Origin of the sequence: Gordonia sp. SL306 (assembly GCF_026625785.1) — a bacterium.
Lineage (GTDB): Bacteria > Actinomycetota > Actinomycetes > Mycobacteriales > Mycobacteriaceae > Gordonia.
In genome coordinates this window covers 3,404,173-3,428,379 of sequence record NZ_CP113063.1, presented here as the reverse complement: position 1 = coordinate 3,428,379, position 24,207 = coordinate 3,404,173, and the positions used below count along the sequence as shown (strand labels likewise).

Here is a 24,207-nt window from a genome sequence, read left to right as displayed (position 1 = left end):
CAAGAAGGGAAATGCGAATGGATATCGCGGGCACTTCAGCACTGGTGGTCGGCGGAGCCGGCGGACTGGGCGAGGCCACGGTCCGCCGCCTGCACGCGGCCGGAGCACATGTGGTGGTGGCAGACCTCGCCGACGAGAAGGGCAAGGAACTCGAGGCCGAACTCGGCGTGCGCTATGTCCGCACCGACGCGACATCGACCGATGACGTCAATGCCGCGATCGCCGAGGCCGAGGAGGCCGCCCCGTTGCGGATCTCCGTCGACACCCACGGCGGGCCGGCGTCGGGTGGACGACTCGTCGGAAAAGACGGCAGTCCTTTGGATCTCGACGGTTTCCGGACCACCATCGACGTCTACCTGACCGGCGTCTTCAACGTCATGCGGCTGTCGGCAGCCGCGATCGCACGTCAGGAGGCGACTGACACGGGCCGCGGCGTGATCGTGAACACGGCGTCGATCGCAGCGTACGAGGGACAGATCGGACAGCTGCCGTACTCGGCGGCGAAGGGCGGTGTGGTCGGCATGACACTCGTCGCCGCGCGCGACCTGTCGCCCCTCGGCATCCGGGTCGTCACGATCGCGCCGGGGACGTTCAACACCCCGGCATACGGAAAGCACGCCGATCAGCTGGAGGAGCACTGGGGCAAGCAGGTTCCCTGGCCCAAGCGAATGGGACAGTCGCCCGAGTACGCGGCGCTCGTGGAGCACATCTGCTCGAACGACTACCTCAACGGCGAGGTCATCCGCCTCGACGGCGCGCTGCGCTTCCCACCGAAGTGACCGTCCTCGACGGCAAGGTCGCCTTCGTCGCCGGCGCGAGCCGGGGCATCGGGGCGGCCGTCGCCGCGGCACTGGCCTCGGCCGGTGCCGCGGTGGCGGTGGCGGCCCGAACCGAGACGGTCGGACGCGTCCCGGGCACGATCCACGATGTTGCCCAGTCGATCACCGCGGCGGGCGGTACGGCGCTCCCGGTCGCATGCGACATCACCGACGAACAATCGGTGGCCGCGGCGTTCGACACCACCGTCGACGAGTTCGGCGGCGTCGACATCGTGGTCGCGAACGCAGGTGTGCTGTGGCTCGGGCCCGTGGAGTCCACACCGCTCAAACGATGGCAGCTCTGCCTCGACGTGAACCTGACCGGGACGTTCCTGGTGACCAAGGCCGCGATCCCGCATCTGCGCGCGCGGGGCGGCGGCTCCCTGCTGGCGGTCACGACGAGCGGAGTCGGGATGATCGACCGTGGCGCGAATGCCTACTGGGTGTCCAAGGCAGCGGTCGAGCGGCTCTATCTCGGCCTGGCACACGATCTTCGCGACGACGACGTCGCGGTCAACTGTCTGAGCCCCACCCGGGTGGTTCTCACCGAGGGCTGGCAGGCCGCAGGCGGCGGACGGGAGATCCCGCCGGAGATGGTCGAGCCACCGGAGACCATGGGCCATGCCGCGACGATCCTGGCCGCACAGCGCGCCGACGGCATCACCGGAACGGTCCAGCGTTCCGAGGAACTGCTGGCCGCCTACCCCTCAGCCGCCCGGCGATTCTGAACCTCCCGGCGTTCCGGCCGCACTTCCGTGTTCCGGCTTGCAGCTGATGCTGCGGCCAGAGGCGGAAGGTGCGGCCAGAACGGCCGACTCAGCTCTTGGGCGCCGTCAGGCGCGCGATGGTGGCCCGGAAGTCGTCGGTCTGGAACGAGAGATCCTCGGCCGCATTTGCGTAGTCGAGGCTCGCGAGCACCGCACGTTCGAGGTGGATGTTGAGCATCCGCTTGGTGGACTCGACAGCCTGCTGCGGCAGCTCCATCATCTTCTTCGCGCACACGATCGCCTCGGAGAAGGGGTCGTCGGCCACGTGGTTCGCCAGCCCGAGTCCGACCGCCCGTTCCGCCGAGATCCGGGTGCCGGTCAGCGCGAACTCCTTGGCCTGCAACAGACTGATCTGCAGTGGCCACGTCAACGGTCCGCCGTCGGCCGCCACCAGGCCCACCTGAACGTGCGGGTCGGCCAGGTAGGCCGCTGGATTCATGTACACCATGTCGCTGAGGGCGACGAGGCTGCACCCCAGCCCCACCGCGGGCCCGTTGACGGCACTGATCACCGGGACCCGGCACCTGGCCATGCCGAGCACCAATTCACGTCCGTGCCGAATGGTCTTGGCCCGCAGAGCCGCATCCTCACCGAGCTCCTTGAGGTAGCCGAAGTCGCCTCCCGCCGAGAATGCCTTGCCGCGGCCCGTGAGCACTGTGGCGCGCACCTGCGGGTCCTCGCTCAAGCGCGTCCACAGCTCGGCCAGCCCGGAATGCAGGGCGTCGTTGACCGCGTTGAGCGCGTCCGGACGATTCAGCGTGATGATCCGCAGTGGCCCCTCCGCGGTGACCTCGATCTCCTCGGGCATCCCGTACATGTCACACTCCCAATCCGAGCAGTCTCGATGCGATGATGTTCTTCTGGATCTGCGACGTACCACCCATGACACTCTGTGCACGGCTGTACAGGTACGCGCTCAACAGTTCCGGGTCCTTGGTCCCGCCGACCGACACGGCCGCGTGGCCGACGGACTGATCGACCCAGGTCATCAAGAGTTTGTCCAGCGATCCCTCCGACGTGTGCGAGACGCCGTCGAGTTGTTCGGACAGGCGTCTGCGCACGTGCAGTCGCAGCATCTCGGTCTGCACTGCCGCCCAGGCGATTTCTTCCGAGTACTCGTCCGAGCGCTTGGCCAGTTGGCGGACGAGTTTGCCGTATCGGGCGACATATCCCAGTGTCGAGGGCTCCCGCTCGTGCCCGACGACGGTCATCGCGAGCGCCCATCCCTCGCCCGGTGCGCCGATCATCTGATCAGCGGGCACCCGCGCGCCGTCGAAGAGCACCTGGCCGAATTCCGTGGTGATGCCACTCATCATCTTCAGCGGCCGCTGTTCGATCCCCTGCTGTTTCATCGAGATGATGAACGCGGAGATGCCACGGTGCCGCGGGGCGTCGGGATCGGTACGGGCGAGCAGCAGACACCAATCCGCCACGTCGGAATAGCTCGTCCAGATCTTGTGCCCGTTGATCACGTAGTGGTCGCCCTCACGGGTCGCGGTGGTCCGCAACGACGCCAGATCCGATCCCGCGCCGGGTTCCGAGAAGCCCTGGCACCAGCGTTCGGTGCCGTTGATCATCCCCGGCAGGAACCGTTCCTGCAGTTCCGGACTCGCATGCCTCCCGAGCCCGTGTAGCAGATAGCCCAGGCTCGGCCGCGGCGGTGCGCCGGCACGGGCTATCTCCTCGTCGAGGATCACGTCGTAGACCGGCGCCAGGTCGTGGCCACCGAATTTCGCCGGCCAGGAGAGGCCGAAGAAGCCGGCCTCGTAGAGCGCCTGGTGCCACTCGCCCTGGCGGGCCCAGTATTCGTCACCGGACGTCGGGAACTCGGCGGCGTGCTCGGAGAGCCAGCCCCGCAGTCGTTCCCGGAATGCGCCTTCGTCGGTGGAGTCACGATAGTCCAAGGTCGATCTCCTTCAGGCTCACCGGAAAGTTCTCGGTAGACACCAGAACTCGCCGCAGATGGACGTGTGCGAGGCATTCCCACGTGTTGCCGATGCCGCCGTGCACTTGAATCGAGTTCTCGCACACGGTTCGGGCGGATCGCGCGCAGTACAGCTTGGCCATCTGGGCGGCACCGACCGCTTCGGCCGGTTCCAGTTCGTCGACCGCCCAGGCCGCGTGGCGGAGAATGCTCGCCGATCCCTCGAGTACCGCGAGGCTCTCGGCCAGCATGTGGCCGACGGCCTGATAGGAACCGATCGTCTTCCCGTACTGCTCCCGGATCTTGGCGTAGTCACAGGCCAGGGCCTGGGCGCCACGGGCCGCTCCGAGGATGTCGGCGGCGGTCACCACCAATGCCAGTGCACGAAAGCGTTGCGCGTCGTCGTCGGACAACGTCACGATCGGCGAATCATCCACCGTGTCAACGTGCTTGGCGACCCGTGTGAGGTCTTCCGACGGCACGATCCCGCCTGCCCTCCCCTCTCGGACGGAGGTTCCGTCCAGGGTCACCACGCGGTCGAGACCATCGGCGTCCGGGGCGAGGCCGTCGATCGCCAGCGTTGCCGCACCTGCAACGTCTCCGGTGTGCCGGAGCAGATCGTCGGCGAGCGTCGGTCCGAGGAAGGCCGCGTCGACCAGTCCTCTGCCGAACTCCTCGGCGACGATCGCGACCTCGACGCCGGTGGCGCTGTCGGACCGAAGACTGCGCCAGCCTGTTCGGTCGATCGCTGCCGCGAGCCGATCCCGCCTGGTGCCGTCCTCGAGGTCGGCGACCGAGCCGGGGCCCAGATCGTCGGCCAGTTTGGCTGCGGCATCGCGCAATTGCGATTGCTCACTTGTCAGACGTACATCCATGGCTCTCCTCCAACACTCTGTCTCTCACCACCGTGTCTCTCAGCACCCGGCGCAGCACCTTGCCCGACGGGAGCCGGGGTATGTCGTCGACGAACACGATCGCGCTCGGCCGTTTGTAGCTGGCCAGCGCTGCACCGACGAGGTCGATGAGGTCGCCGGGTTCGATCGGCGCGACCGTCCGCACCGCGGCGACGATGCGTTCACCCCCGACTCCGTCGTCGACGCCGAACACCGCGCAGTCGGCAACCGCGCGATGCCCGTGCAGCACCGCTTCGATCTCCGCGGGCGCCACCTGGAAACCGCGGACCTTGATCATCTCCTTCGACCGATCGACGAGGGCGATCCAGCCGTCGGCGTCCACCACACCGACGTCACCGGTGCGGTACCAGCCGTCCACGAAGGCGTCGTCGTTCTCGGATTCGGGTAGATAGCCGGCCATCAGCGACGGCGACCGAATGACGATCTCCCCGGGCACCCCCGGCGGTGACGGCACCCCGGTCTCGAGGTCGACAGCCCGGACGTGCACGCCCGGGACCGCACGCCCCACCGTGTCGAGACGCGCCCCGTCGATCGGGTTGCACGCGATCACCGGGACTTCGCTGGCACCGTAGGCGGGCAGCCACCCGACACCCGTGCGTCGGGTGACCTCCTCTGCGACACTCGTCGTCACAGGCGTTGCGCCCCACATGATGTACCGGAGGGAGGAGAGATCGAAACTCTCCAGATCCGGGTGCGATGCGATCGCCAAGGCGATCGGTGCGACCGCCATCTCGACGGTGATCCGGTCGATCTCGATGTGCCTGAGCATGGTGTCGAGGTCGAAACGTCGGTGCAGGCGAACCCAGACGCCCGTGTCGAGTGCGGTGACGATGTTGAGGAGGCCGAGGATGTGCGACGGCGGCGTGAGCACCTGGATGCGATCCGCGTCGGTCAGCTCCAGCGCATCCCGCCAATGCCGGACAGCGGTTCCGAAGGATGCATGGGTGTGCCGCACGGCCTTGGGCATTCCGGTGGTGCCCGAGCTGAACACGAACACAGCGTCGTCGTCGGAGTCCGGTTCGGCGAACGCTGCACCTCCCCGCGGGATGGTCTCGTCGAGGTCGCGCATCGCCATCAGATCGGCGAGGACCGCATTGTCGCCGACCGCATGCGTGGCGCCCGCCACGTCGAGCGCATGAGCGACCTCGACCGTTCGCCATGCGGGACTGATCAGCACCACGGCCGCACCCAGCCGCCAGATGGCACGCACGGCCACTACGAATTCTGGGCGGTTGGACGACATCAGGGCGACTCGCGAGCCGCGTCGCACCCCGGTCGCCGAGAGCTCGGCGGCAAGGCCGCCTGCCAGCTCATCGAGGTGGCGGAGGGTGTAGGTCGCGTCGTCGAAGGCGAGGGCCACTGCCTCCGTCACGCCATCACCCCCTCCGGGCAGATTCCGGTCGAATCACAGGGATCTCCCACAAGCACCTTGAGAAGATCGTACCTCAATGAGAGAATATAGTTCTCACAGAGGCAGAATCTCAATACCGAGAGGATGGACCGTGGCGAGACCACCACTGTTCCAGCAAGCGACCGTGACCCGGGTCGTCAAGGAGACCGACGACGCGCGTACCTACGTACTCGCTCCGGAGACGGGGCCGGTGACCTACAAGGCGGGACAGTTCTGCACCTTCCGCGTGACCGTCGACGGCGAGGAGCTCTACCGCTCCTACTCCATGTCCAGTTCCCCCGAGACCGATGACGAGCTGGCAACCACTGTCAAGCGGGTGGCGGGCGGACGGGTGTCGAACTGGATCCTCGACAACGTCGGGGAGGGCGATGTCATCGACATGTCACGTCCCGCCGGGCTCTTCTGTCTCACCGACGACACCGCGCCGATCTTGGGTTTCAGTGGCGGCAGCGGGATCACCCCGATATTCTCCATCGCCAAGAGCGCGCTCGCGACAACCGACCGTGCGGTCCGACTGCTCTGCGCCGACCGTGATCGCGACGCCGTCATCTTCGACGCGGGGCTCGCTGAGCTCGAGCAGCGATACCCCGGCAGACTCTCGGTTATCCGCAGCCTCGACGAGCAGAACGGCTTCCTCACCGAATCGGCCGTCCGCGATTTCATCGGCGACGATGTCGACGCGAACTTCTATGTCTGCGGCCCGGAACCCTTCATGGACCTCGTCGAATCGATCCTGCCCGAGTCCGCATCCATCCACATCGAACGCTTCGGCGCCGCTGCGGCCCTGCCGATCGCTGAGTCCGACGAGGCGGAATCGACCGAATCGGGAGGCGACGACCTCGAATCCGGTGCAGCGACCACGACGTCCGACACGGCATCCGACGACGATCAGGGCGTCACCGGCACGATCACAATCAAACTCGGCCGCAAGAAGGTCACTGTCGACCGCCAACCGAACGAGACCTTGCTGGAGTCGGGGCGGCGGGCCGGTCTGACGCCACCGTTCTCGTGCGAAGCGGGCAACTGTGCCACCTGCATGGCCCACCTCGACGAGGGCACCGCCACGATGCGGGTCAACGACGCCCTCGAGGACGACGAGATCGAGGACGGTTACGTTCTCACCTGCCAGGCCGTACCCGACACGGAGACAACGGTCGTCGACTACGAGGCCTGATCGCTCGTCGCCTCGCAGTATCCATACCGCAGCACGACACCGCACCACATCATCGACAGCACGAGAAAGGAATCACACATGCCCAAAGGCATTCTGATGGTAGAAGGTCGACCGAGCTCGCCAGACCGCGCGGAGGAGTTCGGCCAGTGGTACGACGACGTGCACATGCCGGAGGTACTGAAACTCGACGGCTTCGTCTCGGGGCGGCGCCTGCGTCCGATCGATGACGACGGCACGCTCGTCTCCCTCTACGAGATCGACGGAACCGATCTGAAAGATGCTGCCCGAGGACTCTTCACAGCGTTTCGCAACGGCGGCTTCACCATGAGCGATGCCATGCAGATGGACCCGCCCCCGGTCATGCGCTTCCTCGAGGTCGTCACCGAGAGCTGATCACCGACCGGTGCCGGGATCCTTCGCCGGCACCGATGAGCGCATCGGCGGGCATCCCTCTCAGCTCGTCGGTGCGCTCATCTCACCGAGCATCGGCGCCGGCGTGTAGTCCGGCTCGAATCCGTCCACGTGTATCGGACATCCCACGGCGCGGCGCTGGCCGACCGCGACCACCGCCTCCGGGGTGTCGTCGAGCGCCTCCGGCAGGGTGCGCACCGCCGCAGCGGGTACACCCCACTTGCGCAGTCGTTCTTGCCAATTCACGGCGGAATCCACGGCCAGCGCGGTGGTGACCAGATCGATCACGGCATCACGATTGGCCGCACGTTCGGCCATCTGCCAGAACCCGGCGACACCCGCTTCCTCGGCAAACGACTTCCAGAACGAATCGTGGGTGATGAACAGCGCCAGGTGTCCCTCGGCGGTCGGGAAGATCTGCGCCGGTACGTAGAACGAATGCGCACCGTGTGGCCTGCGCACCGGTCGGACACCGGCGTCGAGGTAGGCCGAGGCGTGGTAGTTGAGTTGTGACAGCATCACGTCCCGCAGCGAGACGTCGATCTGTCCGCCACGCCCCGAGATGATCTGGGCGAGGAGGCCGAGCGCGGCGGTGAGTCCCGTCGAATTGTCGGCAGATGAATAGCCGGGCAGTGTCGGCGGCCCATCCGGATCACCGGTCATCGCGGCCACCCCGGTCGCCGCCTGCACCACGTAGTCGAAGGCCGGATCGTCGCCGCCGTTGAGTCCGAAGCCGGTGATCGCGACGCAGACGATGCGTTCGTTGAACTCACGCAACGACGAATACGTCAGCCCGAGACGGTGGATCGCCGACGGTTTCAGATTCACCAGCAGCGCGTGCGCGGTCCCGACGAGCTCGCCGAGGCTCTGCCTCCCCTCGGCCGCCGTGAGGTCCAGACGCACACTGCGCTTTCCCCGGTTCAGGCTGGCGAAGTACTCGTCACTCACCTGCCGGGAGATGTCGCCGCCCCGCGGCTCGATCTTGATCACCTCGGCGCCCAGGTCCGCGAGCATCATCGTCGCGTAGGGGCCGGCCAGCATCGTGCCGACCTCCAGGACTCGGATACCGGCCAACGGACCGACAGCCGTGGCATCCCCGGTACCACTGGGACTCAACGCAGTTCCTTCACCAGCTCGGCGACCACCTCGCGGGTGCGGTACTTCGACGCCACCAGTTCGTCGCGCGTATCACCGATCGGGAGCAGGCGCATCGACAGATCGGTCACGCCCGCGTCGGCGTAACGACGGAACTGCTCGAGGATCGCCTCCTCGTCGCCGGCCACGCACAGATCGCCGACGTTGCGCGCCTCTCCCTGTTCGAGTAGACGCTGATAGTTGGGCGAGTATTCCGCCTCGGCCAGAATGCGATTCGCGCGCTCACGCGCCTCGTCGACCTCCGATGGACGGCACAGACACACGGGCAGACCCGCGACGACGCGTGGAGCCGGACGGCCGACGTTGTCGGCGGCCTTGGTGATCCGGGGAACCACGTGATCGGCGATGGCACGGTGGTCTGCCATCCACAGGATGGTGCCGTCGGTGCGTTCACCCGCCAGATTCAGCATCACCGGCCCGAGCGCGGCCAGCAGCACCGGCACCGGGCTGACCGGACCGAGTTCGAGCGGGTTGTGCACGGTGAACGAGTCGTTCTCGACATCGACGGCCCCCGGCCCGGTCAGTGCCTGATCCAGGACGTCGAGGTAGTCACGGGTGAAGCGTGCCGGTCGCTCGTACGGCAGACCGAGCATGTCCTGCACGATCCAGTGGTGAGACGGCCCCACTCCGAGCGCGAGTCGCCCGTCGGCCACCGCGTGCGCGGACAGGGCCTGGCGCGCCAGTGCGATGGGATGTTGCGCCTGCAACGGGACGACGGCTGTGCCGAGTTCGATCCGCGAGGTGCGCGTCGCCATCATCGTGACGGTGACCAGGGCGTCGAAATCGGACGGCACCTGCGGAATCCACGCGGTGTCCATGCCCGCGGACTCCGCCCATTCGATGTCTTTCAGCATTCGACCGGCCTTGCGGGCGGAATCGCCCCGTTCCGGCCCGATCATCACTCCGACGCGCATGATTCCTCCAGGTGTCCGGCACTTCTCGATGCGGCTGCGATAAAGGTCGTCACGACGGCGATGCCGCCGCGGTGAGGGCCCGCACCTCGGTGACCAGCGTTTCGAGTGGCGTACCGGTCGGGAACACCGCTGCGGCACCGGCTTCCATCAGGGTGTCGACGTCGGATTGCGGAATGGTGCCACCGACGACGACCGCGATGTCGCCTGCGTCGGCCGCCCGCAGGGCATCGACGGTTCGCCGCGTCAAGGCGACGTGCGCGCCGGACAGGATGCTCAGGCCGACCACCGCGACGTCTTCGTGCAGCGCGATCGAGACGATGTCCTCGATCCGCTGCCGGATGCCGGTGTAGATGACCTCGAAACCGGCGTCGCGCAACGTCCGGGCGACGATCTTGGCGCCGCGGTCGTGACCGTCGAGACCCGGTTTGGCGACCAGGATGCGGGCGGTCATCAGAACACCACCGGTTGCCGGAACTCGCCCCATACACCCTTGAGTGCCGACACCATCTCTCCGACGGTGCAATACGCGTTCGCGCAGTCGATCAGGCGATGCATCAGATTCTCGTCTCCTTCTGCTCCCCGCGACAATGCGGCAAGCGTGTTCGCCACGTCGTTCGCGTTTCGTTCGGCCTTGACCTTGGCGAGGCGCTTGAGCTGCACTTCGCGCCCCTCGGGATCGAGCTCATAGGTCGCGATCTCCGGCGCGGGCTCGTCGGCCACGAACCTGTTGACACCCACCACCGGTCGTTCACCACCCTCGACCTCCTGATGGACCCGGTACGCCTCGTCGGCGATGAGACCCTGCAGGTAGCCTTCCTCGATCGCTCGGACCATGCCGCCGTGTGCCTCGAGATCGGCCATCACCTCAATGATGCGTTCCTCGGTCGCATCGGTCAGGGCCTCCACGAAGTAGGACCCACCCAACGGATCCGCAACGCGGGCAACACCCGTCTCGTATGCGAGTATCTGCTGGGTCCGCAGCGCCATCGTCGCCGATTCCTCACTCGGCAGGGCGAAGGGCTCGTCCCACGCGGCGGTGAACATCGACTGCACTCCCCCGAGCACCGACGCCATCGCCTCGTAGGCGACGCGGACCAGATTGTTCTGTGCCTGTGGCGCATACAGCGACGCCCCGCCGGCGACACAGCCGAACCGGAACATCGCGGCCTTGTCGGTGGTCGCCCCATAACGCTCGCGGACGATCGTCGCCCAGCGACGTCGCCCGGCGCGATACTTGGCGATCTCCTCGAAGAAGTCGCCGTGGGTGTAGAAGAAGAACGAGATCTGCGGCGCAAACTGGTCGATCGTCATCCGCCCGCGCTCGACGACCGTGTCGCAGTACGTCACACCGTCTGCGAGCGTGAACGCCATCTCCTGCACGGCATTGGCACCCGCGTCGCGGAAATGCGCGCCGGCCACCGAGATCGCGTTGAACCTCGGCACCTCCGCCGCGCAGAACTCGATGGTGTCGGCGATCAGACGCAACGACGGTTCAGGAGGCCAGATCCAGGTTCCGCGGGAGGCGTACTCCTTGAGGATGTCGTTCTGGATCGTGCCGGTCAGCTTGGCCCGCGGAACGCCCTTGCGCTCCGCAGCCGCCACGTAGAACGCCAGCAGGATGGCCGCCGTCCCGTTGATGGTGAAGCTGGTGCTGATCTTGTCGAGCGGGATCTGGTCGAACAGGATCTCGGCGTCGGCCAGGGTGTCGACCGCGCAACCGACTCGGCCGACCTCCTCCCCGTATTCCGGATCATCCGAGTCGTACCCGCATTGCGACGGTAGGTCGAGCGCGACCGAGAGCCCGGTGCCGCCCTGATCGAGCAGATACCGGTAGCGGCGATTCGACTCTTCGGCGGTACCGAATCCGGAGTACTGCCGGAAGGTCCACAACCTCCCCCGGTAACCCGTCGGAAAGTTCCCCCGGGTGAACGGGTACTCCCCCGGCGACGGGGGGACCGCGGAGTCGGGGTTCGGCCCATAGGCAGGGTCCAGCGGGATGCCGGAGGCTGTTTCAGTCTGTGGTTCCATCAGCGGATACGATACTTGCAGAAAATGAGAATGCCAATACCGCCCCTACCGTGAGATGAGGTTTCGCAGTCACGGCGGCCGGGACGCCGACCGCGCGCCGACCACCGTGAACTCGACGGTCACGCTGTGCCACGGCGATCTTCGGCCCTGAAGAGGTGAGAATAAGATTCTCCGTGAGAGAGATCACGATGCTATTCTGTGGGCATGCATCCGGCCAGTATCGCGTCCGACGGCGGTCCATGTGACCCGCTCGGCGATCTGACGGCAGCGTCGCGGCAGTACCTGAAAGCGATCTGGGACGCGAGTGAGTGGGATCGGAATCCGGTCACCACCAAGGCGATCGCCGAGCGCGTCGGCGTCTCGCCATCGACTGCGTCCGACGCGGTCCGGCGCCTCGCCAACAAGGGGCTCGTGAGGCATGAACGCTACGGTGCCGTGGCACTCAGCAGCCATGGTGAGGCCGCGGCCGCACACATCATCCGGCGCATGCGACTCATCGAATCCTTCCTCGTCCGAGAGCTGGGCTACGGCTGGCACGAGGTTCACGACGACGCCGACACCCTCGCCCATGCCGCCTCCGACGACTTGATCGAGCGCATCGACCGGCAACTGGGACACCCGACACGGGATCCGCACGGCGATCCCATTCCCGCCGCCGACGGTCGGGTGACCACCCCCGCGCTGCGCCCGCTATCGACCTGCGAGACGGGTGACACCGGCACGGTGGCCCGCATCGCCGACTCCGACCCGGCGATGCTCGAGTACTTCGGTTCCGTGGGCCTCACCCTCGACTCGGGAGTGACCGTGCACGCCAAACGACCCTTTGCCGGGACGATGCGCATTTCCGTCACAGGCTTCGCCGAGATGGAACTCGGCGACATCGCGGTCCGGTCGGTCTGGTTGACCACCGCAGACCGCGGATGAACACAGACAGAGCCGGGAACCACCGGCAACTCCACCAGCCACGAAGGAGAGTGTCATGAACATTGACGACCTGGTGCTCATCAGCATCGACGACCACGTGGTGGAACCACCGGACATGTTCCTCCGCCACGTCCCGGACAAGTACCGCGATCAGGCACCGGTCGTCATCACCGACGACAAGGGCGTCGATCAGTGGATCTACATGGGCAAGCAAGCGGGGGTCAGCGGACTCAACGCGGTGGTGTCCTGGCCCGCCGAGGAATGGGGCCGCGACCCGGCCGGATTCGCCGAGATGCGGCCCGGGGTCTACAACGTCCACGAGCGCGTTCGGGACATGAGCCGCAACGGGATCTGGGCGTCGATGTGCTTTCCCACCTTCGCCGGGTTCTCCGCACGTCACCTGAACCAGCACCAGAGCGACATCACCCTCGTGATGGTGTCCGCATACAACGACTGGCACATCGACGAGTGGGCAGGCGCCTACCCCGATCGCTTCATCCCATTGGCACTGCTGCCCACCTGGAACGTCGACGCGATGTGTGCGGAGATCCGGCGGGTGGCGGCCAAGGGCTGCCGAGCGGTGACCATGCCCGAGCTCCCCCACCTCGAAGGCCTGCCGAGCTACCACGACCTGGATTACTGGGGTCCGGTGTTCGAGACCCTGTCGGAGACGGGCCTGGTGATGTGCCTGCACATCGGCACCGGCTTCGGCGCGCTCAACCTGGCCAAGGATTCGACCATCGACAGCCTCATGGTGCTGGCGTCGCAGATCTCGGCGCTCGCCGCGCAGGACCTCCTCTGGGGTCCGGCGATGCGCACCTATCCCGACCTCAAGTTCGCGTTCTCCGAGGGCGGGATCGGTTGGATACCTTTCTATCTCGATCGCTCGGACCGGCACTACACAAACCAGAAGTGGCTCCGCCGCGACTTCGGCGACAAGCTGCCCAGCGAGGTCTTCCGGGACCACTCACTGGCCTGCTACGTCACCGACAAGACCTCCCTGCTGCTCCGTCACGAGATCGGTATCGACAACATCGCGTGGGAGTGCGACTACCCCCACTCGGACTGCTTCTGGCCTGACGCCCCGGAACAGATGCTGAGCGAGCTCCAGGCTGCCGGTGCCGACGATTCCGACATCAATCAGATCTCATGGGAGAACTCCGCGCGCTTCTTCAACTGGAATCCGCTCGACAAGCACACCCGCGAGGAGATCAACGTCGGTGCCCTCCGGCGATCGGCCGCCGACGTCGACGTGTCGATCCGGTCGCGCGACGAATGGAAGCGTCGCTATAACGAGAAGCACATGGCGCAGGCCTAGCCGGAGGCCGGTCGCCGCAAGTTCTTCCCCCGGGTCTGTATTCGTCCCCCCACTGTAGTTGGGGGGCGGACACAGACCCGGGGGAAGAACTGCGGGTCGCCTAGGCCCCCGCCACCAACCCCCGACCGCTCACCATCGGCAGGTCCAAGGCGGTAACGAGTCCCGGCTTCGCATCCACTACGGCGGCAACGGAATTGACCAGCCGCATCGCCGTCACGATCATCCCCGACACGTTGTGGTCGCCGTGCTCGCCGTGGTGGCCGAACTCGACCTTCATCTCGGGTTCACCAGAGATGAGGATGCGGTAGCAGCCGTCGCCCTCGGCGGGCGTCGGCCAGTCGGGACACTGCTGCGGATCCGTGCGGGTGTAGTGCTCGAGTACGACGCGATCGACGCCGTCGACCTGCCCGACCACCTCGAAATGGAGTGCCGCCATGGTCCCTTCGGGGATCTCCACGGACACCGTCGAATAGTCGCGGTCAGCTGCCACCCGGTCGTGACGTTCGATCAATGGCTCGTCCAGGGTCAGCCCGAGTCCGGCGGCGATCTGCCGGACCACGCTGCCCCACCCCATCGCCAGCACGCCCGGCAGCAGCAGCAGCGGCGTCGCATCCATCGGCTGTCCGAACCCGAAGATGTCCTTCATGACCACCGGCTGGTAGTACGTCGAGTAGTCGGCGATCTCGAGGCAGCGCACCTCGTCAATCCGCTGCGAGAGACTCGTCATCGCCAACGGCAGAACGTCGTTGGCGAACCCGGGATCGATGCCGTTCACGTGCAGGCTGGCGTTGCCGGATTCGCCTGCGGCCGCGATCCGGTCGAGCAACTCCTGGTTGAGGATGCCCTGCGGGAACTGAAGCACCACCGGTCCGCTCGACACGACGTTGATCCCGTTCTCGACGAAGAAGATGAGATCGTCGATCGCCTCGAAGATTCGATCGTCGGTCATCGCGGTGTGCACGATGCAGTCGGGCCGCAGGGCGATCAGCGCGTCACGGTCGTCGGTGGCGACGACACCGAGTTCTCGATCGAGTCCGGCGAGGTCGCCGGCATCCCTGCCGACCTTGGCCGGGTCCGACACCCAGACCCCGACGAGCTCCAGATCAGGCCGGGCATCGATCCCGGCGATTGCATGTCTACCCACGGTTCCGGTCGACCACTCGACCACACGAAGAGTCATGACCCCAAGGTAGAACATGTTCCAATTCTGCCGTGTGATTTTGCCGATCCCGGTGGACACCGCAGGGATTCACCTCTCGTTTGCCGAGGTCACGTACGGTCGGTGAGGTGACCGACCCACCCGCGCCGACGGCCGTCACCCACGACGGCCACGCCACGCAGATCAAATGGCACCGGGCGCGACGTCGTGTCGACGACGCCGCTTTCACGAGGTCTCGCATCGTCGAGGGCATGGCGCTCGGCGCAAGTGTCGAAGTCGACCTGGTGATCCATGCCGATAGTGGATTCGCGGTCCTGCACGACCGCGACGTCGCACACGCCACCACGGGAACCGGCCACATCTCCGACCTCCCGGCGAGCTATGTCCGCACGCTGTTCCTGCGGTCCAACGCCGGAGTTCCGCTCGACGAGCCGGTCCTGCTCCTCGAGGACCTCTCCGACGTCCTCACCCGGCCGACCGTTCATCCGGGCGCGTTGCTGCAGTTGGATTTCAAGGAGGACGCCCAGGCGTTGGACACCGCAGCGATCGACACCTTCGCGCGTGCGGTCGCACCGATCGCGCGCAATGCGATCCTCTCGTGCGGTGATGCCGAGGCCGTACGCCTGCTGACCGACCCGGTCCCGGGCATCCGTGTCGGTTACGACCCCTGCCATCACGGTGCCGTCGACCGGGTCCTGCGCTCGGGTGATTTCGCGACCTTCGTCGAGCGCGCGGTCGCGGCGTCGCCCCGCGCCGAGATGATCTACCTCGAACGTCGGTTGGTCCTCGAGGCGGATCGTCGCGGCTTCGACATCATCGACGCATTCCACGCGTACGCGCGCACCGTCGACGCCTACACGCTCTACCGTGCCGACGGCGAGTCCGTCCGGCAGGCACGACGGCTCGTCGAACTGCGGGTCGATCAGATCACCACCGACGACCCGGAGGGTGTGGTCGCGGCGCTGACGGGCGCAGCGTCGAGTTCGACGGCCGCGGAACGCGACGGAATCTTCGACGCGGACGGCAGGTGATCGGCGAGACTGGGAAGGCGTTCGAAACCACCACTTCTGGGAGGAAGGCATCATGAGCATCGAAGGAGACGCTTCAAGCCGTGGCATCACCACTGTCGCAGACGGATTCGCGTATCTGGAATGCCCACGGTGGCACGCCGGACGCATCTGGTTCGTGGACTTCTACACCTACCGTGTGTGTTCGGCAGCCGAGGACGGCAGCGACCTGCGGGTCGAGGCGGAGGTGCCGCAGCAACCGTCCGGGCTCGGCTGGCTTCCCGACGACCGGCTGCTGATCGTCTCGATGCGCGACGCGCGGATACTCCGTCGCGAGCCGAACGGCGAGCTGGTGACACATGCCGATCTCTCCGGATACGTGACCGGCCATCCCAACGACATGGTCGTCGACCCGTCATCCGGTCGCGCCTACGTCGGCGAGTTCGGATTCGACCTCATGGGCGGTGCACCGCTGCAGACCGCAGTGCTCTTGCGGGTGGATCCCGATGGGGCGGTCACTGTCGCTGCCGACGACCTGTGGTTCCCCAACGGCAGTGTGATCACCGACGACGGGGTCCTGCTGGTGGACGAGACCTTCGGCAATCGGGTCACCGCGTTCGACATCGGCGACGACGGCGGCCTCACCAATCGTCGGGTGTGGGCACAGTTCGGCGAGTTGCCCACGGACCCCGAGATCGAGAAGGCGCTTCCGCAACTCTCCGTGGCACCCGACGGCTGCTGCCTCGACGCCGACGGCGCGCTCTGGATCGCCGATGCGCTCGGCGCCCGCCTCGTCCGGGTCGTCGAGGGCGGCGACATCGTCGACGAGGTCCCCGTGGGCACCGGCGTCTTCGCGTGCATGCTCGGCGGATCGGACGGGCGCACGTTGTTCGCCTGCGCCGCACCCGATTTTCACGAGGAAGCCCGCAAGAACGCGCGCGAGGGAAGCCTCATCGCGATCTCGGTGGACGTACCCCACGCGGGGACGCCCTGAACCCGGCCGAGCGTACCCCGGCCGGAAGCGTCAGCCGAACAACGTCGGCAGCGTGCCCTCGTAGACCTCGCGCAGTTCGGTGAGCGGGATCTCGAATTGATCCTGCACCGACACCGCGTCGCTGCCCTGATCGACCACGCCGACCCGGGCCCACGGCATCCCGCGTGCGTCGAGCATCGAGGTGAAGCGTGACTCCTCGGTGCGCGGCACCGCGACGACTGCTCGACCCGCCGACTCGGAGAACAGCCACACGAACGGATCGGCACCCTCGGGAAGCAGGATGCGACAACCGGTCTCGCCGGCGAGCGCAGACTCGACGACCGCCTGGATGAGTCCGCCCTCGGACAGGTCGTGCGCGGCGGACACGAGACCGTCGCGTGAGGCCGCCATCAGGATGTCGGCCAGCAACCGCTCGCGTTCGAGGTCGACCTGCGGCGGCACACCGCCGAGATGGTCGTGGGCGACCTGCGCCCAGATCGAGCCGTCGAACTCGTCGAGGGTCGATCCGAGCAGGATCAGGGTCTCCCCGGGCTCGGTACCGAAACCGGTGGGGATGCGGCGATGCACATCGTCGATCACACCCAGCACACCGACCACCGGCGTGGGCAGGATCGGGGTCGAGCCGGTCTGGTTGTAGAAGCTCACGTTGCCGCCCGTCACCGGGATGCCCAGCTGGGCGCAGCCGTCGGCGAGCCCGCGCACGGCCTGCTGGAACTGCCACATCACCGCAGGGTCCTCGGGAGAGCCGAAGTTCAGACAGTTCGTCACCGCCTTGGGTGCCGCACCAGACACCGCGACGTTCCGGTACGCCTCGGCCAGCGCGAGCTGCGCACCGCGGTAGGGATCGAGGAAGGTGTAGCGACCCGACGCGTCGGTGGCCAGCGCGATGCCGCGGCCCGAGCTCTCGTCGATCCGGATCATGCCGGAGTCGGCGTTCTCGGCGAGCACGGTGTTGCCGCGGACGTACCGGTCGTACTGCTCGGTGATGAATTTGCGGCTGCACAGGGCGGGCGAGCCGAGCATCTGCAGGGTGGTCGCGCGCAGTTTCTCCGCGGTGTCCGGACGCGCCAGGTGTGCGGTCGTCGACTCGATGACCCCGTCCTGCCACTCGGGTCGAGCGACCGGTCGCTCGTAGACCGGACCGTCGTGGGCGACGGTGCGCGGCGGGACGTCGACGACGGTCTCGCCGTGCCAGGTGATCTGCAGGTGTTCCCCGTCGGTGACCTCACCGATCACGGTGGCCAACACGTCCCACTTCTTGCAGACCTCGAGAAACGCGTCCACGTTGTCGGGGGTGACCACGGCGCACATGCGTTCCTGCGACTCGCTGGAGAGCACCTCCGCCGGGGTCATGCCCTCGGCGCGCATCGGCACCTTCTCCAGATCGATGTGCATGCCGCCGTCGCCCGCGGCAGCGAGTTCGGAGGTCGCGCAGGACAGTCCGGCGCCACCGAGATCCTGGATGCCGACGACGAGACCGGCGTGATAGAGCTCGAGGCAGCACTCGATGAGCACCTTCTCGGTGAACGGGTCGCCGACCTGCACGCTCGGCAGCTTCTTCCGATTGGGACCCGACTGGCCTTCGCCGTGGTCGTCGAAGGTCTCCGACGCGAGCACCGAGACTCCACCGATGCCGTCGAGCCCGGTGCGCGCACCGAACAGGATGATCTTGTTGCCCGCTCCCGACGCGAAGGCGAGATGCAGGTCCTCGGTGCGCAGCACGCCCGCGCAGAGAGCGTTGACCAGCGGATTACCGGCATAGCTGGCGTCGAAAACGGTTTCGCCGCCGACGTTGGGCAGTCCGAGGGAGTTCCCGTAGCCGCCGACGCCGCGGACCACGCCGTCCACGACACGACGGGTGTCGGGCGCGTCGGCCGGACCGAAGCGGAGCTGGTCCATGACCGCGATCGGACGTGCGCCCATCGCCATGATGTCGCGCACGATGCCGCCGACACCGGTTGCCGCGCCCTGGTAGGGCTCGACGTAGCTCGGATGGTTGTGCGATTCGACCTTGAAGGTCACCGCCCAGCCGTCCCCGACGTCGACGACACCCGCGTTCTCACCGATGCCGGCCAGCATGCCGGCCCGCATCTCGTCGGTGGTGGTCTCCCCGAAGTAGCGCAGATGCACCTTCGAGGACTTATAGCTGCAGTGCTCGGACCACATGACCGAGTACATCGCGAGCTCCGCATCTGTCGGCCGACGGCCCAGGATCTCGCGGATCCGGGCGTACTCGTCGTCCTTGAGGCCGAGTTCGCGGAACGGTTGGGGTTGATCTGGGCTGCCTGCAGCGGCTGAGACGGTATCCACCTGCGCATTCACTCTAGCCAGTGTAGGTGAGGCACCATCGCGGGCGCGTGGTGGCGTGACCCATGCCAACGCTAGGCTGACTTCGGACACGGACAGGTCGACGACGTCGACGACGGCCTGCACGAGGCATGTACCTGGGGGGCCTGAGATGGCAGACGTCCGCAAGGCGCGGCAACTGTTCGAACTCGGCGTGTTGTCGCTGGGCATCGCGGTCGAGGGTCAGGAACCGATCAACAATCCACAGCAGGCCGCCAAGGCCTTCACCCGCGCCAGCGAATGGGACCCGACGATGGGCGACGCGTGGCTGGGCCGGCTGGCCTGTGGTGAGGACACCGACGAGATCCTGCTCGCCCTGTACCGCAATCGCGCCACCATCGGCCTCGAACAACGGCGTCTCGGGCTACCGCAGGGCACGCTGGCCGGGCGCTGGGTGGTGGGCGACATCAGTTACCACCTCTCCGGTGTCACGGAGGCCACCGCCGCCTACGCGTCGTCGTTGGCGCGCGGGAAGGACTTCGCCGGGGCCCAGGAGGTGTTGGACGAGATCCCGGCGGCCCACCGCGTGCCGATCGTCGAGTTCGTGCAGGCAACCCTGTTCATGTCGACCCAGCGCTGGACTGATCTGTTGACCGCACTGCGCCGCTCGGAGCGATGGAACGACACCTTCCTCCAGGCCGCCGCCGACTTCATGGCCGGCACCGCGTGCATCCAGATGGGCATGTTCGGGGAGGGAATCCGACGACTGCAGAACGCGGTCGACGGCCCCATCCCGACGCTCGCCACCGAGGCGATGGTCGCCCACGGCATGGCGCTGCGCGAGCAGGGGCAGGAGGAGAAGGCCCGTGCTTTGTTCGAGCAGGCGTACGCGCGCAATCCGAACTCCATCGCGGGCCAGGCACTGAAATCGCCGAGCTTCCGCCTCGTGATCACCTCCCCCGACGAGATCGGCGAACGCCGCGATCCGTGGGATCCCCGGTCGGTCACCGACCCGGTCGAGACCCTCGTCTCGGATACCACCGGGCAGCCCGAGATGGCGGAGATGGTCGACGACGCCCAGCGTGAACTCGGCGATCAGATCGGCCTGGATTCCGTCAAACAGCAAGTGGCGAAACTACAATCGGCCGCGACCCTGGCCAGGGTCCGGGCCGATCGCGGACTGAACACCTCGGCCCGGAGCCTGCATCTCGCCTTCACCGGCCCACCGGGAACAGGCAAGACGACGGTGGCGCGGATCGTGGCCAAGATCTATTGCGGGCTCGGATTCATCAAGACGGACAGGGTGATCGAGGCGACACGTCGCGACCTCGTCGGCGAGCACCTGGGGTCGACCGCACCCAAGACGTCGGCGGTCATCGACTCGGCGATGGACGGCGTGCTGTTCATCGACGAGGCATACACGCTGATCCAGCAGGGGCTGTCGGGCGGCGATGCGTTCGGCAAGGAGGCCGTCGACACCCTGCTCGCCAGGATGGAGGACGACCGCGACCGACTGGTGGTGATCATCGCAGGCTACGACTCCGAGATCGACCGTTTCCTGTCGTCCAACGACGGCCTCGCGTCCCGCTTCGCACGCCGCGTGCGATTCGACTCCTACACTCCCGAAGAACTGGCCCGGATCGGTGAGTTCATTGCGCGCAAACGGGATTCGCTCCTCACCCCCGAGGCGGTCGCCGAGATCGAGTTGGCCTGTACGCCGCTCTATCACGATGTACGCGGCGAGGGTCCGGCCCGGCGACGGGCCAGCGACATCGCAGGCAACGGGCGCTTCATCCGCAACATCATCGAGGCCGCCGAAGAGGAGCGTGAGTACCGCCTCTCCGCTCTCGGCGATCTCGAGTCCCTGTCACATGACGACCTGATGCGCGTCGAGGTGACCGACGTCCGAACCGCACTGTCGGGGGTGCTGTCGGGTCTGCAGCTCAGCCATAACCGATCGATGCGATGACGTGGTGACGGTGGGGCTCGCCCTCCAGCTTGTGGAGGTACCGCTCGATGAACTCGAACGTCTCACGGTGCCCCTTCTCGAACCCCAGCCACTTCTCCATCATGACCAGCCGGGACACACTCGTGATGATCACGATGAGTACCTCCGCCGGCAGCTCCCGCGAACTCACGCCGTACGTGGGTAACAGCTTCGCGATCGCCTCCTGCGCCTGGTCACGGAGTTGTTCCGAGTAGCGAGCGATCTCGGTGCGGAGCTCCTTCCGGTGATTGGCGAGCGCCAGGAGCTCGGTCGTGAACTGGGAAACCGACGGGTCGATGCTGAACTGCCACAGCGCCCACAGCGGCTGCGGCGACTCGAGCAGGGCCCGCTGTTGTTCCAGACCCTGATCCGCCCGGCGCCGGAACATCTCCAGGAACAGCTCGTCCATCGTGCGGAAGTAGTAGTGCACGAGTTGCGGCTTCAGACCGGCGGCCTGCGCGACCTTCCGTGAAGTGACTGCGGCATAGCCACTTTCGAGCATGAGAACCTCAGCCGCATCCAACAGGATCGACCTGTTCTTGGCCTCCACCGATCCGAATCTGCGCTCGGTCACACTCTCCACCTCTCCTGTCGCGCCCCGAACTCACCCTAAACCGGAAACGGGATATGTCCATTTTGAGAATGTGATCTTGACCTCACTGATCGGAGCATGGTAACAAGTATTACACCCCGCTGAGCACTCGCTCAGCATCTTTACCCAGAGTTCCCAGCCAACACAGCCCTTACGCACCCTCTCCCTGACGAGAGTTGCCGCACAGGAGGTTTCCGGTGAGCGATCTGACCGAACTGAATTACTTCACCGACGAGAGCCTGGTTCCCGACCCATACCCCTACTTCGACGAGCTGCGCAGCAAGTGCCCCGTGACCAAGGAGCCACACTTCGGCGTCCTCGCGATCACCGGACACGCGGAGGCGGTGACCGTCCTCAAGGACCCCGCCACGTTCTCGTCCTGCCTCGCCGCCACCGGCCCCTTCCCGGGCCTGCCGTTCGAGCCCGAGGGCGATGACGTCGGCGAGCTCATCGACCAGCATCGCGACGAATTGCCCCTGCATGAGCACATGGTGACCATGGATCCCCCGGACCACAGCCGTGCTCGTAGTCTGCTGAGCCGCCTCCTCACGCCGCGGCGTATCCAGGAGAACGAGGAGTTCATGTGGAAGCTGGCCGACGAGTACATCGAGGAGTTCGTGGCCAACGGTGAGTGCGAACTCATGTCGGACTTCGCAAAACCGTTCTCGCTCTTGGTGATCGCCGATCTACTCGGAGTTCCGGAAGAGGATCACGAAGAGTTCCGGACCGTTCTGGGCGCGCCGCGTAAGGGCGCCCGGCCGGGCGCCCTGGACTCGGAGGTCATGTCCGACAACCCGCTGCAGTGGCTCGACGACAAGTTCACGAAGTACATCGAGGACCGCCGCGCAACGCCCCGCGGCGACGTCCTCACCGCCCTGGCCGAATCGAAGTACAAGGACGGCAGCACACCCGAGGTCGTCGAGGTGGTGCGGACCGCGACATTCCTCTTCGCCGCAGGCCAGGAGACCACGACCAAGCTGATCAGCGCCGCGCTCCGGGTGATCGGTGAACGACCCGACATCCAGCAGCGACTGCGCGACGAGCCGGAACTGATCCCGATCTTCATCGAGGAGACACTGCGACTCGAGAGCCCGGTGAAGAGCGGCTTCCGGGTGGCGCGCAAGACCACCACGGTCGGCGACACAGTCGTGCCCGCCGGCACGACGCTGATGTTCTGTCCGGGCGCGGCCAATCGCGACCCCGACCATTTCCCGGATCCGAACACCTTCGATCTCGAGCGCACCAATGTGCGTGAGCACCTGACCTTCGGCCGCGGGATCCATTCGTGCCCGGGCAGCCCGCTCGCCCGCATCGAGGGCCGGGTCACCGTCGAGCGCTTCCTGGCCCGCATGGCCGACATCCGCGTGTCAGAGGAGCACCACGGTCACAACGGCCACCGCCATTACGACTTCGAACCGACCTACATCCTGCGCGGTCTCACCACCCTGCATCTCGATTTCACCCCGAAGGCCTGAGGAGCAGACATGACGACCACCACTGCGACAGCCACCATCCGCACCAGCGTCGTCACCGGTGGAGGGTCGGGGATCGGGCAGTCCGTCGCCGAGCATCTCGCGGCAGCCGGACATCGCATCGGCGTCCTCGACCAGAACGCCGAGGCCGCCGAGAAGGTGGCTGCCGACCTTCGCTCCACTGGTGCCGAGGCCATCGCCCACGCCGTGGACGTGAGCGATCGGACCGCGGTGGAGAAGGCCATGGGCGTGGTCCGGGAGAGGTTCGGCCCCATCGAGATCCTGGTGACCAGCGCCGGCATCGAATCGCAGATGCCCTACCCGGAGATCGCGCAGGACGAGTGGGACCGCATCATCGCGGTCAATCTGACCGGCACGTTCAACTGCACACAGTCGGTCATCGGCGACATGCAGGCCGGCCAATGGGGACGCATCGTGACGATCTCGTCCTCCAGCGCCCAGTCCGGCGCTCCCGAGCGCGCCCACTACGTGGCGTCCAAGGGCGGCGTCATCGGGCTGACCAAGGCACTGGCATTCGAGTACGCGCCGCATGGCATCACCGTCAACACGATCCCGCCGTCGATCATCGCGACGCCGATGGCCGAGAAGGCCGTCGAGGCAGGCCTGGTACCCGCGATCGAGGACCTCGCGGCCATGACACCCGTGCGCCGCGCGGGACTGCCCGGCGATGTCGCGGCCGCCGCGGCGTTCCTGTGCTCGGATCAGGCCGGCTTCATCACCGGACAGGCCATCGGCGTCAACGGCGGCTGGTACATCTGACGCTCGACTTTCCCGAGTGAGCACCCTCAGCCCGGGGTGCGCACCCCTGACCATCACCGCCGGTGGTCTGGCCTCTGCCTGCCGAGGATGAACCGGGCGCGAGAGGGGGGAAACGGTGTCCACCGTCAACAGCGACATCACGACGCACGCCGCCCCTGCGGACGATGATGCG

The 24,207-nt window shown here is 66.6% G+C and carries 22 protein-coding genes; 11 read left to right on the top strand and 11 right to left on the bottom strand.

Features of this window, described 5'->3' with window-relative positions; genetic code table 11:
• Nucleotides 1-17: 17 nt before the first annotated feature.
• A complete protein-coding gene (locus OVA31_RS15655; protein ID WP_267627534.1) occupies nt 18-779 on the top strand; it encodes an SDR family oxidoreductase in 762 nt (253 codons plus the stop codon).
• A complete protein-coding gene (locus OVA31_RS15650) occupies nt 776-1,546 on the top strand; it encodes an SDR family NAD(P)-dependent oxidoreductase (RefSeq protein ID WP_267627533.1) in 771 nt (256 codons plus the stop codon). The genes OVA31_RS15655 and OVA31_RS15650 overlap by 4 nt, the downstream gene beginning before the upstream one ends.
• A gap of 88 nt (nt 1,547-1,634) precedes the next feature.
• Here the strand turns inward: OVA31_RS15650 and OVA31_RS15645 are convergent, their stop codons facing one another.
• From OVA31_RS15645 to OVA31_RS15630, 4 genes are read right to left on the bottom strand one after another with little or no spacing between them, the layout of a single operon-like run.
• Nucleotides 1,635-2,402, bottom strand: coding sequence for an enoyl-CoA hydratase/isomerase family protein (locus tag OVA31_RS15645; protein ID WP_267627532.1), 768 nt, complete (start codon nt 2,400-2,402; stop codon nt 1,635-1,637).
• Between the two features lies 1 nt (nt 2,403).
• Nucleotides 2,404-3,489, bottom strand: a complete 1,086-nt coding sequence (locus OVA31_RS15640; RefSeq protein ID WP_267627531.1) for an acyl-CoA dehydrogenase family protein — start codon at nt 3,487-3,489, stop codon at nt 2,404-2,406.
• Nucleotides 3,476-4,384 (bottom strand): acyl-CoA dehydrogenase family protein, encoded by a 909-nt coding sequence (locus OVA31_RS15635; RefSeq protein WP_267627530.1) that lies wholly within the window; start codon nt 4,382-4,384, stop codon nt 3,476-3,478. Before OVA31_RS15635 ends, OVA31_RS15640 begins: the two co-directional genes overlap by 14 nt.
• A complete protein-coding gene (locus OVA31_RS15630; RefSeq protein ID WP_267627529.1) occupies nt 4,362-5,795 on the bottom strand; it encodes a class I adenylate-forming enzyme family protein in 1,434 nt (477 codons plus the stop codon). The genes OVA31_RS15635 and OVA31_RS15630 overlap by 23 nt, the downstream gene beginning before the upstream one ends.
• 130 nt (nt 5,796-5,925) lie before the next feature.
• On the opposite strand from OVA31_RS15630, the gene OVA31_RS15625 reads away from it, so the two are divergent.
• Together OVA31_RS15625 and OVA31_RS15620 are read left to right on the top strand one after the other, a co-directional pair.
• Nucleotides 5,926-7,008 (top strand): ferredoxin--NADP reductase, encoded by a 1,083-nt coding sequence (locus OVA31_RS15625; protein WP_267627528.1) that lies wholly within the window; start codon nt 5,926-5,928, stop codon nt 7,006-7,008.
• Nucleotides 7,009-7,086: 78 nt separating this feature from the next.
• Nucleotides 7,087-7,401 (top strand): hypothetical protein, encoded by a 315-nt coding sequence (locus OVA31_RS15620; protein ID WP_267627527.1) that lies wholly within the window; start codon nt 7,087-7,089, stop codon nt 7,399-7,401.
• Between the two features lie 60 nt (nt 7,402-7,461).
• On the opposite strand, the gene OVA31_RS15615 is transcribed toward OVA31_RS15620, so the two are convergent.
• From OVA31_RS15615 to OVA31_RS15600, 4 genes are read right to left on the bottom strand one after another with little or no spacing between them, the layout of a single operon-like run.
• The gene (locus OVA31_RS15615) at nt 7,462-8,535 is read right to left on the bottom strand and encodes a CaiB/BaiF CoA transferase family protein (RefSeq protein WP_267627526.1); all 1,074 of its coding nucleotides are present in this window, start codon (nt 8,533-8,535) and stop codon (nt 7,462-7,464) included.
• The gene (locus OVA31_RS15610; protein WP_267627525.1) at nt 8,532-9,488 is read right to left on the bottom strand and encodes an LLM class F420-dependent oxidoreductase; all 957 of its coding nucleotides are present in this window, start codon (nt 9,486-9,488) and stop codon (nt 8,532-8,534) included. The genes OVA31_RS15615 and OVA31_RS15610 overlap by 4 nt, the downstream gene beginning before the upstream one ends.
• 49 nt (nt 9,489-9,537) lie before the next feature.
• Nucleotides 9,538-9,939: a cobalamin B12-binding domain-containing protein gene (locus tag OVA31_RS15605; RefSeq protein WP_267627524.1), complete on the bottom strand. Its 402-nt coding sequence runs from the start codon at nt 9,937-9,939 to the stop codon at nt 9,538-9,540.
• Entirely contained in the window at nt 9,939-11,516 is a 1,578-nt protein-coding gene (locus OVA31_RS15600; protein ID WP_267627523.1) for a methylmalonyl-CoA mutase family protein, read from the bottom strand. Before OVA31_RS15600 ends, OVA31_RS15605 begins: the two co-directional genes overlap by 1 nt.
• A gap of 204 nt (nt 11,517-11,720) precedes the next feature.
• Between OVA31_RS15600 and OVA31_RS15595 the strand changes: the two genes are divergently transcribed.
• Both OVA31_RS15595 and OVA31_RS15590 read left to right on the top strand, forming a co-directional pair.
• Nucleotides 11,721-12,440, top strand: coding sequence for a metal-dependent transcriptional regulator (locus tag OVA31_RS15595; protein WP_267627522.1), 720 nt, complete (start codon nt 11,721-11,723; stop codon nt 12,438-12,440).
• Nucleotides 12,441-12,495: 55 nt separating this feature from the next.
• Nucleotides 12,496-13,758 (top strand): amidohydrolase family protein, encoded by a 1,263-nt coding sequence (locus tag OVA31_RS15590; RefSeq protein ID WP_267627521.1) that lies wholly within the window; start codon nt 12,496-12,498, stop codon nt 13,756-13,758.
• Between the two features lie 100 nt (nt 13,759-13,858).
• On the opposite strand, the gene OVA31_RS15585 is transcribed toward OVA31_RS15590, so the two are convergent.
• Nucleotides 13,859-14,938 carry a diacylglycerol kinase gene (locus OVA31_RS15585; protein WP_267627520.1) on the bottom strand — a complete coding sequence of 360 codons (1,080 nt, stop codon included), beginning with the start codon at nt 14,936-14,938 and terminating at the stop codon, nt 13,859-13,861.
• A 107-nt stretch (nt 14,939-15,045) separates the two neighbouring features.
• Between OVA31_RS15585 and OVA31_RS15580 the strand changes: the two genes are divergently transcribed.
• The gene (locus tag OVA31_RS15580) at nt 15,046-15,948 is read left to right on the top strand and encodes a glycerophosphodiester phosphodiesterase (RefSeq protein WP_267627519.1); all 903 of its coding nucleotides are present in this window, start codon (nt 15,046-15,048) and stop codon (nt 15,946-15,948) included.
• A 52-nt stretch (nt 15,949-16,000) separates the two neighbouring features.
• On the top strand, nt 16,001-16,918 hold the full coding sequence (locus OVA31_RS15575; protein WP_267627518.1) for an SMP-30/gluconolactonase/LRE family protein: 918 nt from the start codon (nt 16,001-16,003) through the stop codon (nt 16,916-16,918).
• A gap of 30 nt (nt 16,919-16,948) precedes the next feature.
• On the opposite strand, the gene purL is transcribed toward OVA31_RS15575, so the two are convergent.
• Entirely contained in the window at nt 16,949-19,228 is a 2,280-nt protein-coding gene (gene purL, locus OVA31_RS15570; RefSeq protein WP_420714050.1) for a phosphoribosylformylglycinamidine synthase subunit PurL, read from the bottom strand.
• Nucleotides 19,229-19,376: 148 nt separating this feature from the next.
• Here purL and eccA point away from each other — a divergent pair, with 148 nt between their 5' ends.
• Nucleotides 19,377-21,173 (top strand): type VII secretion AAA-ATPase EccA, encoded by a 1,797-nt coding sequence (eccA, locus tag OVA31_RS15565; protein ID WP_267627516.1) that lies wholly within the window; start codon nt 19,377-19,379, stop codon nt 21,171-21,173.
• Here the strand turns inward: eccA and OVA31_RS15560 are convergent.
• Nucleotides 21,148-21,765: a TetR/AcrR family transcriptional regulator gene (locus OVA31_RS15560; RefSeq protein ID WP_267627515.1), complete on the bottom strand. Its 618-nt coding sequence runs from the start codon at nt 21,763-21,765 to the stop codon at nt 21,148-21,150. The genes eccA and OVA31_RS15560 overlap by 26 nt on opposite strands.
• 215 nt (nt 21,766-21,980) lie before the next feature.
• Between OVA31_RS15560 and OVA31_RS15555 the strand changes: the two genes are divergently transcribed.
• Together OVA31_RS15555 and OVA31_RS15550 are read left to right on the top strand one after the other, a co-directional pair.
• Nucleotides 21,981-23,258, top strand: a complete 1,278-nt coding sequence (locus tag OVA31_RS15555; RefSeq protein ID WP_267627514.1) for a cytochrome P450 — start codon at nt 21,981-21,983, stop codon at nt 23,256-23,258.
• A 9-nt stretch (nt 23,259-23,267) separates the two neighbouring features.
• Nucleotides 23,268-24,035, top strand: coding sequence for an SDR family NAD(P)-dependent oxidoreductase (locus OVA31_RS15550; protein ID WP_267627513.1), 768 nt, complete (start codon nt 23,268-23,270; stop codon nt 24,033-24,035).
• Nucleotides 24,036-24,207: the final 172 nt, after the last annotated feature.